Origin of the sequence: Acidithiobacillus concretivorus (genome assembly GCF_018853445.1) — a bacterium.
Classification (GTDB): domain Bacteria; phylum Pseudomonadota; class Gammaproteobacteria; order Acidithiobacillales; family Acidithiobacillaceae; genus Acidithiobacillus; species Acidithiobacillus concretivorus.
Genome location: NZ_JABELD010000116.1, coordinates 1 through 13,709 on the forward strand (window position 1 = coordinate 1; position 13,709 = coordinate 13,709).

Genomic DNA, 13,709 nt, shown 5'->3' on the forward strand with positions numbered 1-13,709 from the left:
CATAGCGGTTTGCCCGCCTGGCGATGGCGGGCAAACCGCGCTGCAGTAATGACCTTGGAAGTAGCCGCAGGCGGCATTAGTCGTCATGGCGTTGAACCCGGCCAACAGCTTGAATGGCGCCCGCCATTGCACGACTGAGCCATACAGTCCAAAATCCACCCCTGATATGAGGGGGACCCATGTTTGACAATCTGACCCAAAAACTCACCCAGACTTTTAAAAACCTGCGTGGCCAGGGGCGTTTGAGCGAAGACAATATTCGTGACGCCCTGCGTGAAGTGCGTTTGGCCTTGCTGGAAGCCGATGTGGCGCTGCCGGTGGTGAAAGACTTCATCAACAAGGTGCGCGAATCGGCACTGGGGGAAGAAGTGGTGAAAAGCCTGTCTCCAGGGCAGGTGTTTATCAAAATTGTCAATGATGAACTGGTCAAGCTCATGGGTGAGCACAACGACCGGCTGGATTTGAGTGCCCGTCCTCCGGCGGTGATTCTTTTGGCCGGGTTGCAGGGTTCCGGTAAAACCACGACCAGTGCCAAGCTCGCCTTATGGCTGAAAGAAAAAGAAAAAAAGCGGGTCATGATGGTGAGTACTGACGTCTATCGGCCTGCTGCCATGGAGCAGTTGGCGCATCTGGGCAAGGATATTGAGGTGGAAGTATTTCCGTCCCGTCCTGACCAGCAGCCGGTGCAGATTGCCAAAGATGCCTTAGAGGCAGCGCAGCGTGGTGTATTTGATGTGTTGATTGTCGATACCGCCGGACGCCTGCATGTGGATGCGGCCATGATGGCGGAAGCTCAGGCTTTGACCAGTGCCGTCCAGCCGGTGGAGTTGCTGTTTGTGGTGGACGCCATGACGGGTCAGGATGCGGTCAATACGGCCAAGGCTTTTAATGATGCCTTGCCACTGACCGGCGTCATTTTGACCAAGGCTGATGGCGACGCGCGTGGTGGGGCTGCCTTGTCGGTGCGGGCCATTACCGGCAAGCCCATCAAGTTTATGGGTATTGGCGAAAAAATCCGCAAGGGTCTGGAACCTTTTTATCCGGATCGACTGGCTTCGCGTATTTTGGGTATGGGCGATATTGTCAGCCTGGTTGAGCAGGTTCAACAGGATGTGGATGTTGAACAAGCGCAGAAAATGACCGAGAAGCTGCGCAGTGGAAAAGGTTTTGACCTGGAGGATTTTCGCCAGCAACTCCGCCAGTTGGAAAAAATGGGTGGCATGTCGAGCATTATGGATAAATTGCCGGGTATGGGCGAACTCCCCGCTGAGGCACAGGCGGCCATGCAGGACGGTAAACCCATGCGTCGTCTGGAGGCCATTATCAACTCCATGACGCCCGGCGAACGTCGGCATCCGGAAATCATCAAGGCTTCGCGCCGTCGTCGCATTGCTGCAGGCGCTGGAACCACCGTGACCGAGGTCAACAAGCTGCTCAAGCAGTTTGAGATGATGCAGAAAATGTTCAAAAAAATGGGAAAAGGGGGGCGCGGACTCAGCCGTTTATTGGGGATGAATCCCAAATCGATGTTAAAGGGCGGTTTACCCTTCCGTTAGAGCTTGTTTTTAGTTACGATACGCGCCTTTCTCCCGTCCAGTGGGAGAGGACATGGTTAAGGAGAACACATGGTAGTTATTCGTATGGCCCGGGGCGGCGCCAAAAAGCGGCCTTTTTATCACATCGTGGTGACGGATAGTCGTAACCGGCGCGATGGCCGTTTCATTGAGCGCCTGGGTTTTTACAATCCCATTGGTGCTACGGCCGAATTGCGCATCGACAAAGAGCGTGCCGCTTACTGGCTCAGCCAGGGTGCGCAGCCTTCTGATACGGTAGCCGGCTTTTTCAAGAAAGAAGGCGTGAGTAAGACGGGTGTCGCTGCCGCCTGAGTCTGAAGAATGGGTGGTGCTGGGAAAAGTTTCCGGCATCTACGGTGTGCGTGGAATGGTAAAAGTGTTCTCTTTTACAGATTTGCGTGATGCCATTCTCGACTACTCACCCTGGTTTTTGGGTTCTGAACCCCGGCCTTACGTGCTGGAAGAAGGACGTATGCAGGGTGAGGGCGTGGTTGCCAAGCTGGCGGAAGTCAGTGACCGGGAACAGGCCCGTGCCCTCATTGGTCAGGAGATCAGAATTGCGCGAGCGTATTTACCGGACCTGGAGCCCGGTGAATATTACTGGCGTGATTTGATTGGCATGCGGGTGCTGAATCAGGAAGGCCTCCTTTTGGGAAAAGTGAGGGCTTTTCTGGAAACCGGTGCGAATGACGTTATGGTACTGGACGATGAAAAGGGCGGGGAATTGCTGATTCCCTGGTCCGATGCAAGTGCAGCTGGCGTGGACCAGAGTGCGGGACTGATTACCGTGGACTGGCAAGCGGACTGGTGATGCGTTTTGATGTCATCACTATTTTTCCGGAGCTGATTCACGGTTATCTGCGCGAGGGGGTGCTGGGGCGTGCCCAGGCGCGTGGGCTGATCCAGATACAGGCCTGGAACCCTCGCGATTTTAGCGATAATGCTTATCGCCGCGTGGATGACCGGCCCTTTGGTGGCGGTCCGGGCATGTTGATGATGGCGCCCCCGTTGTTGGCAGCCATCGCTGCGGCACGCGAAGCAAATCCGGGGGTGCCGGTGATTTACCTGTCCCCCCAGGGGCAGCGTCTGCAGCAGGAAGCCGTGCAGGGCTTTGCCGGTGCAGACGGATTGATTTTGCTGGCAGGCCGCTATGAAGGTATTGACGAGCGGGTGCTGGCGGCGGTGGATGCAGAATGGTCCATCGGCGATTATGTGCTGGCTGGTGGAGAGTTGCCTGCCTTGGTATTGATTGAAGCAGTGGCCCGGCAGTTACCGGGTTTGTTGGGACATGCGGACTCGGCAGCCGAAGATAGTTTTGCGGATAATGGCTTGCTGGATTGTCCACATTTTACGCGCCCGGAAGTGGTGGGGGGCGTAAAGGTTCCGGAAGTTTTGCTTTCGGGAAATCATGCCCGGATTCGTAGTTGGCGCTTGCAGCAGTCTTTGGGGCGCACGGCTGAGCGGCGTCCGGATTTGTTGGCGCAGCGCGTCTTGAGTGCGCGTGAGCAGAAGTTATTGGATGATTATCGCCGTCAGGACGGCGAAGTGCAGTAATACTAGGCGAAGGAGCAGGGCTGTGAACATCATTGATGAAATCAACAAAGAACAGGTTCAGTCGGAACTTCCGGCTTTTGGCGCAGGCGATACCGTTGCCGTGCATGTCAAGGTGAAGGAAGGCGACCGCGAACGTATCCAGATTTTTGAAGGAATCTGCATTGCCCGTCGCAATCGTGGCCTGCATTCTGCCTTTACGGTGCGGAAAATCTCCAATGGTGAGGGTGTGGAACGCGTTTTCCCCTCTTATTCACCACTGGTCACCAAGGTGGAAGTCAAACGTCGCGGTGATGTGCGTCGTGCCAAGCTTTACTACCTGCGTAATCTGTCTGGTAAGGCTGCCCGCATCAAAGAAAAACTGGGCTGATGATTTCTGCTGCGCTTCCTGGCGAAGGCCGGGTTCGCTTTGGATAATCTGATCATGACGCCAGCGTCCAGGGAAATCCTTGAACGCTGGCGTTCTGCGTCTGCTGATGGGCGGTCTGCCCTGTGGGCCGACCCCGCCCGGAAGTTGCTGCTCCATTCGGCTTGGCAGGAGGATATCCTGCCCTACTGGTGGAGTGCGGCGGACAATACGGAGGCTTTGCAGGTGGTGGTGGATAGCCAGTCTATCTGGGCCGCGTCTGAGCAGCTTCCTGTCGAAATGTTGGCCGCTGCGGTAGGTATTCAGGAAGAAAAACGCGCTTTATTGGCTGCCGCGCCTTTGCCGGAGTTGCTCAAGCTGGAAGCCAGTGAGCCCATGCCGCTGGATATGGAAGTCGATCTGCTCTCCAAGGCGGTAGAAGAAGCCGATCTGGAGCATCTGGTGCCTTTACTGCAGAGCATGGCCGATGATGAAAATGCCCGGCGTGTGGTGCTGAATCGGCTGGCCCAGAGGCTGGCGGATGATAGCCATGCTCAGGGCCTCCGTAGCATTCTGTTTGGGGAATGGCATGACGCAGCGGCCGCACTGCCTGCCCGGCCCTTTGCTTTGGGGGCTTTGGCTCTGCTGCAGAGCCATTGGCAGCAGGTATCTGGTGTTGCGGTGGTCGTCCCGGAGGGGCGTGCGAGCCGCGATCCTGAAGTGGATAAGCCCTTGCTGCTTGCCTTGCGGGAGCGCGATCTGCCGGCCTTCATGGGGCGGATTCGGGCTTTGGGGGATCAGCCTCTGGATGCTATTCGGCAATTGTTTCTGACGGTGACCCTGATGATTATTGAGGGTGGTCATCGTCATGATCCTCAGGCGCTGATGCGTTTGTATGTCTGGCTGGGAACCCTGCTGACCTTGCCCCATCGCAGTTTGCGCCAGGCACGTAAGGTGTTGTTCAGTGCTGCCGCCTGCACTTTTGGCTTTGCCGGTTGGCAGCGCCGTGAGGATTGGCCGGATTTCAGTAACCTCGCTGCTTATCGGGATCGGGCGTTGTCCGAACTGGTGCCGGCGCATTTTACCTGGCAGGGAGCGCTTTATGCCGCCGCTTCCGGAACGTCTGCTGATTGGTGGCTACAATTGGCCGAACGGGCGGTAGCCCAAGGGAATCCCACGGGTTTCTGGCCGATCTGGCGAACCGCGCAGCGCGCCGGACAGATCACAGGAGGACCCTTGGCATGGATTCACCCTCTGGTCGTATTGCGTTTTTATTTCGATTAAGTAATCAGCCTCATGGCGATGGCATCACCCCCGTCTGAGGATCGTCAGCGCATTGATGCCTTTCTGGATGCGCTCTGGCTCGAAAAAAATCTGGGTGAAAATACCCTGGCTGCCTATCGGCAGGATCTGCTCCAGCTTTGTTCAGCACTGGCAGAGCAGGACGCACATTTACTGAGTGCAGATGCCGGGATGCTCGCGCGTATTCTCGGACAAAAACTGCAATCCGGCGCGGCAATGCGTTCTGTCGCCCGGTTGCTGTCCAGCATCCGCCGTTTTTACGGTTATGCGCTGCGTGAGGGCTGGGTAACGCACAACCCCAGCCAGAACTTGCAAAGTCCTCGTCTTGCCCGTTATTTGCCCCATGTGCTGAGTGAAACACAAATTGAAGATCTCCTTGCTGCACCTGATCTGACCCGACCGTTGGGGTTGCGCGACGCGGCGATGCTGGAGTTGATGTATGCCTGCGGCTTACGGGTTTCCGAACTGGTCAATCTGGAAATGCGGCAACTGGATTTGAGCGCGGATTTGGTCATGGTCTTCGGCAAAGGCCGCAAGGAACGGCTCGTGCCCATGGGGGAAATGGCGGCTGGGCGAATAGCGGCTTATTTGCAAAATGCCCGTCCCCGGATTCTGGGTGAGCGGATTTCTGCAGCCGTATTTGTGACGGCTCGCGGGGCGGCGATGACGCGTCAGCGTTTTTGGCAGAATATTGAGGCCTATGCAAAAGTGGCTGGCATTGAACAGGCAGTTTCACCCCACAGTTTGCGCCATGCTTTTGCCACCCATCTACTCAATCATGGGGCTGATCTGCGCAGCGTTCAGCTGATGCTGGGACATGCGAATCTGGGTACTACCGAAATTTACACCCATGTCGCCCAGGCCCGTCTCAAGGCCTTGCACGAAAAACATCATCCCCGCGCGTAGGATTATTTTACGCTAATTTGGACTTGCAGCTTGGCGCGTTTCGACTATCTGTAAAGTCAGATTTACAACCATAGAGTGTGGCAGAATATGATGCAACTTCCTTCCATTCATCCCCAGCGTGACCCCAACACCGGCATAGTGACCATTGATAATGAGCCAGTGATTTTTCACTGTAATCATTACAATCGCTTTTTGCAGTTGGTGGTCGAAGATTGTCACTACATTCAGCGGGACCCTATTCTCAAGCAATCAGCGGTTGAGGTCAGCTTCCGGCAACTGCAGCAACATTTTAAATCCTGTCCGGACTGGTCAGTGGAAGATCGGCTGGCCTATGCAGAAGCTGTCTACCGATTTTGTGGGTTCGGTGATTTGCCCCTGGCATCTTTTCAGCTGCCGGAGAATCCGGAAAACGGTTTCCAGATTATCGAAAAGCATTCCCATTATGGTTTTGCCCTACGTCTGAATTATGGGAAAAGACGCTGGGCAGGAGAACACTTCGACTTGGGATTTGCTATTGGTGCCTTATCAGCGGTTTATGAGACCCCATTTGCCGGTCATTTGGGAAACCGCCTTGGTGATCAGTCCCTCAGTCGTGGGGACGAGCAAACAGATTTCTGGATGAATCAAGTCCATATTGCCAATTCGGACGGAAATATTATGGGTACCCAAGCCATTGCGGAGGTACGATTGCCTCCAGAAGCGGCAGATATTCCCGAACGCACGGTTGGCCTGCATCTGGATGAGCCGGGTATTATCGCGGCAGTCAGTGGCATGCCGCTTCAGGGCGATGAGCATGGTTTAATACGGGAATTTGGCGTTTGTCTGACGCGGCATTATGCGGACTATTATAATCTGGTATCTTTTCGCTTCGAAGAGTCGCTGGTTAATGCTCTGGCGACGCATCCTCTTCTCGATGAAATGCTGTGGTATGAATATCCGGCCCTATTTTATTACAAGGAAAAATTTGCGGGATTGCAGGGTAAGGATCTCGCCGATACCCTGCTTATTGAAGCCGGTCATATATGTGGTTTCAATACGATGGGTGGCATTATGCGCTCGGATCCCTGGTATCAGCTGGTGGTCCCCCAATTACGCTGTCGCGAGGACTGGCTGGCGGGCATTGTCGCTTGTATTAACGCCCTCGGCTGGGGGGTTTGGCGGATTCATGAACTGGTGCCCAACGAGCGCCTGGTCCTGAGGGCCTGGTATCCCTATGAATCTCTCGGTTACCTGCGGAGTTTCGGCACGGCAGATCATCCGGTGGATTATTTGATGACGGGTATTGGCGCTTCCTTGATGAACTTGCTGTACAGTGCCGATATTACCGCCAAACCCGATCTGACCCTGGAATTTTATTATCAGGTGAACCGTTCAAAAGCAGGTTTCTGGGGACGGCAAAGTGCCTGCGTGGCTATGGGCGATTCCTATTCAGAAGTGATTGTCGAGCGCAACGTCCTGTAGCGCCCAAATAAAAACCGCAGCCCCATGGGACTGCGGTCACTTTTATCCAGAGAATGGATTATTTCTTTGCCAAGGTAATGACCACATAGATGCTCGCTTTACCCTGACGGACCAACATGGGAATGGGTTGATCTTTGGGCAACCCGGCGACAATGCGCGCCAGCTCGCTGACATTTTGGACATCCTGCTGATTGATCTGCTGAATGATCATTCCGGGCATGAGTCCCGCCTCGGCGGCCGGGCCTTCACTGACACCCACCACCACGACACCATGGTGAACATCCAGTTGTTTTTCAATGTCTGGAGTTAGATTTTGAACATGAATATCCATCCGGCTGATTTTCAGGGTCTTTGCAGGCGCTGCCGGTTGGGTGCTGCTGGGCTGTTTATCCATGTTTTTCGGCAGGGCGGTGACCAGGACATTTTTGGTTTCCGCGACGCCATGATGAAGAATGCCGACGCTGGCATGGGTACCTGGAACCGTGTTGCCGACCATGGGCGGCAGTTGGCCGACGTTGTAAACCGGTTTGCTGTCATAGGTTACAATGACATCACCGGGCTGGATGCCAGCTTTGGCAGCGGGGCTGCCCGGCATCACTGAAGCCACGAGGGCGCCTACCGGTTCCTGAAGATGCAGGGCTTGGGCCATTTGCGGCGTGACATCCTGCACTTCGACACCCAGGTACCCGAACTGAATGGGTTTGTGATCCTTGAAGTCCTGCACCACGCGCATGACGGTATTGATGGGGATGGAGAATGACAATCCCATGTACCCGCCGCTGTTGGTATAAATCTGATCATTGATGCCGATCACCTGGCCTTTCATGTTAAAGAGCGGGCCACCGGAGTTGCCGGGATTGATCGGTACGTCACTCTGGATGAAAGGAATGTATTCGTCATCAGGCAGCGGCCGGTTCATGGCGCTGACCACCCCTTGGGTGACGGTATTATAAAAACCGAAAGGCGCACCTACAGCCAGCAACCACTGGCCGACTTTCAGGTTATCAGAGTTGCCGATGGGAACCGTGGGGAGATCCTTGGCATCAATTTTCAGCAGGGCCGTGTCGTAGCGTACTGAAAGTCCAATCAGTTTGGCTGGATAGGCATGATGATTGGTCAGGGTGACGACAATATGATTGGCACCCCGTACTACGTGACCGGCGGTGACAATGTAACCATCCGGGCTGATGATGAATCCAGACCCCAGAGACTGGATTTTTTCGTGCTGCTGATGGCTGGGACCAGCTTGTCCGGGTGCGCCGAAGTGCTGAAAAAACTGGTAAAAAGGAGAGTTTGGCGGAAACGGATTGTGCTGCTGGTGAATGACTTTATTGGTGGTGCTGCTGATGTTGACCACTGCCGGACCATAACGGTCAATGATGGGGGTAAAGTCGGGGAGGGCAACCAGCGCCTGTTGGGGTGCGCTGTTGGTGTTGATGGATAAGGCGGGTGCCGTAGGGGTGGCATCGGCCTGTGCCCATTCGGTGGCGCCCAGGGTAAAACCAAAGCACGCGGCAACAACAGCAGTAATCAGTAGTTTTGGACGTTTCAACAGGGTTTTCGGGCGATTATTCGCCATAGGACTCTCCTTTGGAGTTTTGGTTCTGCAGCATTGACGCATTTGCGTTTAGACTCGGTAATAAAGCATCTAGTTCCTGCCTGGTGTCTAACATAGCACTTAATATAAGGCGCGGGACAATTTGGTGCGATATTGTTCAACCAGTGGCCCCTGATTGCTGTGCAGGGCAAAAATCTTCAGAATGGTTTTGCGGGCGAGGCCATCTTCGTAACTTTTGTGTCTTTCCACCATTTCGATCAATTGATCCAAAGCAGCAGCTTCCTGGCCCTGCAAAAGCAGAACCAGCGCCCGCTGATACATGGCTTGTGCGCGTATATCGCCTTTTTCATGGGCAATGGTCGTCTCCAGCGTGGCCATGGGCGGCGCTTTGCGTGCTGCATCCGTAAATTCCAGTAATGCTTTCAGGCCCTCAACTTCGATTTCCAGCTGAAACAGGGGGGACATGGCATCAATTTGTGCCTGGGCATCTGCATGGCGTCCCTGTTGTATGGCCAGATGGGCCAGTGCCAAACGCGCCTGATCGTTTTGGGGGTTCGTTTGTAGAGACGCTTCCAGAAGTGACTGGGCTTCATCGGTTTTGCCCTGGGCCATGGCGGTCATGGCCTCGGCGCGCAGATCATCACCGGGCTTGGGTAAATGTTTTTCAAGAAACTGGCGGATGGCAGACTCCGGGAGAGCACCGGTGAACTCATCTACCACTTTACCGTTTTTGAAGGCCTTGACGGCGGGAATTCCGCGCACCTGGTATTTCTGGGAGAGTTCCTGATTTTCATCAGAATTGATTTTGGCCAGCACAAAAGCACCCTGCATTTCTTCCGCCAGCTTTTCGAGGATGGGACCCAGGGCGCGACAGGGTCCACACCAGGGTGCCCAGAAATCCACGAGGACCAGGGCCTTTTGCGAAAGCTCAATAACGGCTTCCTGAAAATTACCTAAGTTGACTTCGAGGATATGTTCACCAGTGGCCATGCAATACTCCTGAAAATAAAAAGACGTTGACTCGGGAAATAGGGGTGGTAAAGCAATATTTCAAGCTTTTCGGGTGGAATGGACCTTATTGCAGTTCGGCTTTGGCGAGTTCGTCCAGTACCCCCTGAAGCAGGCTGCGACCCAATGGTCCCATCCCTTTTTCCAGCTTGCGACGATCATCCAAACCTCGGGACAAGGGGCCGAGAGCAGCCCCCATACGGGCCATGTCGCCCCCGGCTTTTTGCATTTGACTGGCCATTTGTCCCAACCAGGCGACGGCCTGGGGGTCGCCCCGGCGCGCGGCAAGGATGACACTGGCCAGCCCGGGGGCCGCCAGTCCCGGATCTGCCTGCCCCGCACTTTTGGGGAGAGTTTCGGGATTTTGCAGGCCCATCAAAATGGATTCGACGATGACGCTGTCTTCTTCATCCAGTCCCTGCAGTAAGCCCAGTTCGCGCTTACCAGCCATAATCTGTTGAATGACGCTTACCAGCTCTCCCCAACCATTTGCAGCGGCAACGCGCAGGTGGTCGTCGACAGCGCCTCGCAACTGCGGGTTCTGGCAGGCTGCAACTACCTGCAAGATCAGGGCGGCGTGGGCACTGCGGATTTGTTCACGGCGTTCGGGGAGAACGGACATATTCACGGCTCCAGGTCATGTTTACAGGACTATTGTGCAATTTATCGGGATAAATGTCGCGCCAGATAGTGACCGGTATGCGAAACCGGATTACGGGCGACTTCGTCAGGGCTGCCGGTGGCGATGATTTGCCCGCCCCCGGAACCACCCTCGGGACCCAGGTCGATAATCCAGTCGGCGGTTTTGATGACATCCAGATTATGTTCAATGACCACAATGGTATTGCCTGCATCAGCGAGTTTCTGCAACACCACCAGGAGCAGGGCAATATCATGAAAATGCAGGCCAGTGGTAGGTTCATCAAGAATGTATAGGGTTCGCCCGGTATCCCGTCGGGATAATTCCCGAGAGAGCTTAACCCGCTGGGCTTCGCCACCGGAAAGTGTGGTGGCGGACTGACCGAGACGCAGATAACCCAGTCCTACATCCAGCAGTGTTTGCAATTTACGGGCAATGGCCGGTACCGGATCAAAAAACTGGCGGGCATCTTCCACGGTCATTTCGAGAATGTCGTGAATATTTTTGCCCTTGTAATGCACATCCAGCGTTTCCCGCTTGTAGCGTTTTCCGGCACAAACGTCGCAGGATACGTAAATGTCCGGCAGAAAATGCATTTCCACACGAATAACGCCGTCGCCCTCACAGGCTTCACAACGGCCTCCCTTGACGTTAAAACTGAAGCGCCCCGGATTGTAACCTCTGGCCCGGGCCTCGCTGGTAGCGGCAAAAAGCTCGCGAATCGGGGTGAACAGTCCAGTATAGGTGGCCGGATTACTCCGGGGGGTACGACCGATGGGGCTTTGATCAATGGCTATGACCTTGTCCAGCGCTTCCAGGCCACGCAGTTGCTGATGCGCAGCCGGGCTCTGCGCGCTGCCCATCAAAATCCGCGCGCAGGCGGGATACAAAGTGTCATTGATTAGTGTGGATTTGCCCGATCCGCTGACGCCAGTGATGCAGGTAAACAGGCCGATGGGAATTTTTGCGTCGACTGATTGCAGGTTGTTGCCGGTCGCGCCAATAACCTCCAGCCAGCGTTGCTGGTCGTGACGGCGGCGTTCGGGAATCGCAATGCACAAATCACCAGTCAGGTAACGACCGGTGAGGGAGTCTGGATTGGCGCGAATATCTTCGGGAGTACCCTGGGCGATGACTTCACCCCCATGGGTACCGGCGCCGGGGCCCATATCCACCACGTGATCTGCAGCGCGGATGGCATCTTCGTCGTGCTCGACAACAATGACGGTATTTCCCAGGTCGCGCAGATGTTTGAGGGTGCCGATCAGGCGGTCATTATCGCGCTGGTGCAAGCCGATGGAGGGTTCGTCCAGAACATACATGACTCCCACCAGTCCGGCACCAATCTGGGAGGCCAGGCGAATGCGCTGGGCTTCGCCACCGGAAAGGGTTTCTGCGGAACGATCCAGACTCAGATAGGCAAGACCCACATCTACCAGAAACTTCAGGCGGCTACTGATTTCCTTCAGGATTCTCTCGGCGATGATGGCCTCCTGGCCCTCCAGTTGCAAATGCTCAAAGTGCTGCAGGGATTCGCGAATGGGTAGCGCTGATACTTCCTGAAGAGCGAGAGGCCCCACTTTGACCATGCGGGCTTCTTCACGCAGACGGCTGCCGTGACAGGACGGGCAGCGCAGGCGACCCATGTACCGCATGATTTCTTCCCGCGCCAGATTGGATTGGGATTCGCGCAGGCGGCGTTCCAGTCCGGGAATCACCCCCTCAAAATGAATCTGATGCGTCCGTGAACCTTGCTGCACGGTAATACGTTCGTCGGAACCGTGCAGAATTTGCTCGCGAACCTCAAAAGGCAGGTCTTCCCAGGAAGACTCCAGGGAAAAATGAAAATGTGCGGCCAGCGCTTTCAACAAGGGGGTATAATGTTCCTTGTGGCGCTTGGTCCAGGCGACGATGGCCCCGGCGCTGAGGCTGGCGCCCGGATCAGGAATAATCAGGTCTGGATCAAAAAAGGTGATTTCTCCCAAACCATCACAACGTGGGCAGGCCCCCGCCGGATTGTTGAAAGAAAACAGCCGGGGTTCGAGGGCCGGAAAAGAACGTCCACAAGCGGGACAGGCATGGTGAGCCGAAAACAGGCGTTCTTCCTGATGTTGCGGCCCCATCAATACGGCGATGGCCTGGTCATCGGCGAGGCTCAGGGCGGTTTCCAGGGATTCCGCCAGACGCGGCCCACTGTCCGCACGTAATACCAGACGATCGATGACGGCCTCAACGCGATGTTTGCGTTTTTTGTCCAGGGTCGGAATTTCATCCAGTTCGAGCATTTCTCCATCTACCCGTGCACGAATCAGGCCTCTGGCCCGCAGTGCGCTGATCACCTCTTCATGACCGCCTTTCCGATCACGCACCATGGGGGCGAGAATCATCAGTTTTTCGCCTTCAGGCAGGGCCAGTAATTGATCCACCATCTGGCTGATTGTCTGGCTTTGAATGGGTGCTCCGCAGCACCAGGGCGTGCCGGTTCGTGCATACAGCAGGCGCAGATAATCATGGATTTCTGTGATGGTGCCGACGGTAGAGCGGGGATTGTGGGAAGTGGATTTCTGTTCAATGGAAATGGCGGGGGATAATCCTTCTATGGCATCCACATCCGGCTTGCCCATCAGCGACAGAAACTGCCGGGCATAGGCCGAAAGACTCTCCACATAGCGGCGCTGACCTTCGGCATAGAGCGTGTCAAAAGCCAGTGAGGACTTGCCCGAACCGGATAAGCCGGTGATGACAATGAGGCGGTCCCGGGGCAGGGTCAATGAGATGTTTTTGAGATTATGGGTACGTGCGCCCCGGATCTGGATATGTTCCATGTAGCCGTAGCCTTTTTGGGTTCAGGAATGAGTTTTTCTCTGGATGGGTTAGTATAGAGCTTTCGGGGACGGCCGTCCCCTTGTACTCAAGGAGATCTGACAATGGCGGGAGTGAACAAGGTCATAGTATTAGGACATCTGGGCCGGGACCCGGAGATGCGCTATCAGCCCAGTGGTGCTGCTATCGCCAATTTCAGTATTGCCACCTCTGAAAATTTTAAGGATCGCGAAGGCAACAAACAGGAACGTACCGAATGGCATCGTATCGTGTTATTCGGACGTACTGCCGAAATTGCTGGAGAATACCTGCGCAAGGGCAGTATGGCTTATGTGGAAGGCCGCTTGCAGACCCGCAAGTGGACCGACAAGGAAGGTCAGGAGCGCTACACCACCGAAATCATCGGTGATCGTCTGCAATTGGTGGGCCCACGCGGGGGCGGCGGTGGCGGTGCAGCCAGTTTTGACGAAGAAGATCATGGCGGCGGTCATTCGACGGGTGCTTCTTCAGCCCCGGCCAGCAGCGGGCGCAAACAGGATA

General features: G+C 55.3%; 13 protein-coding genes. 9 read left to right on the top strand and 4 right to left on the bottom strand.

Annotated features, from left to right (window positions below; translation table 11 throughout):
• Window positions 1-179: 179 nt before the first annotated feature.
• The 8 genes from ffh to HJG40_RS12665 all read left to right on the top strand — a co-directional run bounded on the left by ffh (window position 180) and on the right by HJG40_RS12665 (window position 7,140).
• The gene (ffh, locus tag HJG40_RS12630) at window positions 180-1,556 is read left to right on the top strand and encodes a signal recognition particle protein (RefSeq protein ID WP_215864524.1); all 1,377 of its coding nucleotides are present in this window, start codon (window positions 180-182) and stop codon (window positions 1,554-1,556) included.
• 69 nt (window positions 1,557-1,625) lie between these two features.
• A complete protein-coding gene (gene rpsP / locus HJG40_RS12635; RefSeq protein ID WP_010637598.1) occupies window positions 1,626-1,886 on the top strand; it encodes a 30S ribosomal protein S16 in 261 nt (86 codons plus the stop codon).
• Window positions 1,870-2,385 carry a ribosome maturation factor RimM gene (gene rimM, locus HJG40_RS12640; protein ID WP_215864525.1) on the top strand — a complete coding sequence of 172 codons (516 nt, stop codon included), beginning with the start codon at window positions 1,870-1,872 and terminating at the stop codon, window positions 2,383-2,385. Before rpsP ends, rimM begins: the two co-directional genes overlap by 17 nt.
• Window positions 2,385-3,128, top strand: coding sequence for a tRNA (guanosine(37)-N1)-methyltransferase TrmD (gene trmD, locus HJG40_RS12645; RefSeq protein WP_215864533.1), 744 nt, complete (start codon window positions 2,385-2,387; stop codon window positions 3,126-3,128). Before rimM ends, trmD begins: the two co-directional genes overlap by 1 nt.
• A 22-nt stretch (window positions 3,129-3,150) precedes the next feature.
• Complete coding sequence (rplS, locus tag HJG40_RS12650) at window positions 3,151-3,495, top strand: 50S ribosomal protein L19 (RefSeq protein WP_010637603.1); 345 nt, start codon at window positions 3,151-3,153, stop codon at window positions 3,493-3,495.
• Between the two features lie 54 nt (window positions 3,496-3,549).
• Complete coding sequence (locus tag HJG40_RS12655; protein ID WP_215864526.1) at window positions 3,550-4,755, top strand: hypothetical protein; 1,206 nt, start codon at window positions 3,550-3,552, stop codon at window positions 4,753-4,755.
• An 18-nt stretch (window positions 4,756-4,773) separates the two neighbouring features.
• Window positions 4,774-5,679 carry a site-specific tyrosine recombinase XerD gene (gene xerD / locus HJG40_RS12660; protein WP_303646306.1) on the top strand — a complete coding sequence of 302 codons (906 nt, stop codon included), beginning with the start codon at window positions 4,774-4,776 and terminating at the stop codon, window positions 5,677-5,679.
• Between the two features lie 87 nt (window positions 5,680-5,766).
• Entirely contained in the window at window positions 5,767-7,140 is a 1,374-nt protein-coding gene (locus tag HJG40_RS12665) for a hypothetical protein (RefSeq protein ID WP_215864528.1), read from the top strand.
• Window positions 7,141-7,198: 58 nt separating this feature from the next.
• Here the strand turns inward: HJG40_RS12665 and HJG40_RS12670 are convergent, their stop codons facing one another.
• From HJG40_RS12670 to uvrA, 4 genes are all read right to left on the bottom strand, one after another.
• The gene (locus HJG40_RS12670; RefSeq protein WP_215864529.1) at window positions 7,199-8,719 is read right to left on the bottom strand and encodes a Do family serine endopeptidase; all 1,521 of its coding nucleotides are present in this window, start codon (window positions 8,717-8,719) and stop codon (window positions 7,199-7,201) included.
• A gap of 99 nt (window positions 8,720-8,818) precedes the next feature.
• Window positions 8,819-9,688 (bottom strand): thioredoxin, encoded by an 870-nt coding sequence (gene trxA / locus HJG40_RS12675; protein WP_215864530.1) that lies wholly within the window; start codon window positions 9,686-9,688, stop codon window positions 8,819-8,821.
• An 85-nt stretch (window positions 9,689-9,773) separates the two neighbouring features.
• Window positions 9,774-10,328: a hypothetical protein gene (locus HJG40_RS12680; RefSeq protein WP_215864531.1), complete on the bottom strand. Its 555-nt coding sequence runs from the start codon at window positions 10,326-10,328 to the stop codon at window positions 9,774-9,776.
• A 41-nt stretch (window positions 10,329-10,369) separates the two neighbouring features.
• The gene (gene uvrA / locus HJG40_RS12685) at window positions 10,370-13,171 is read right to left on the bottom strand and encodes an excinuclease ABC subunit UvrA (protein WP_215864532.1); all 2,802 of its coding nucleotides are present in this window, start codon (window positions 13,169-13,171) and stop codon (window positions 10,370-10,372) included.
• A 102-nt stretch (window positions 13,172-13,273) separates the two neighbouring features.
• Here uvrA and HJG40_RS12690 point away from each other — a divergent pair.
• Window positions 13,274-13,709: single-stranded DNA-binding protein (locus HJG40_RS12690; RefSeq protein WP_303646307.1), on the top strand; the 436-nt coding region annotated here is incomplete at its 3' end.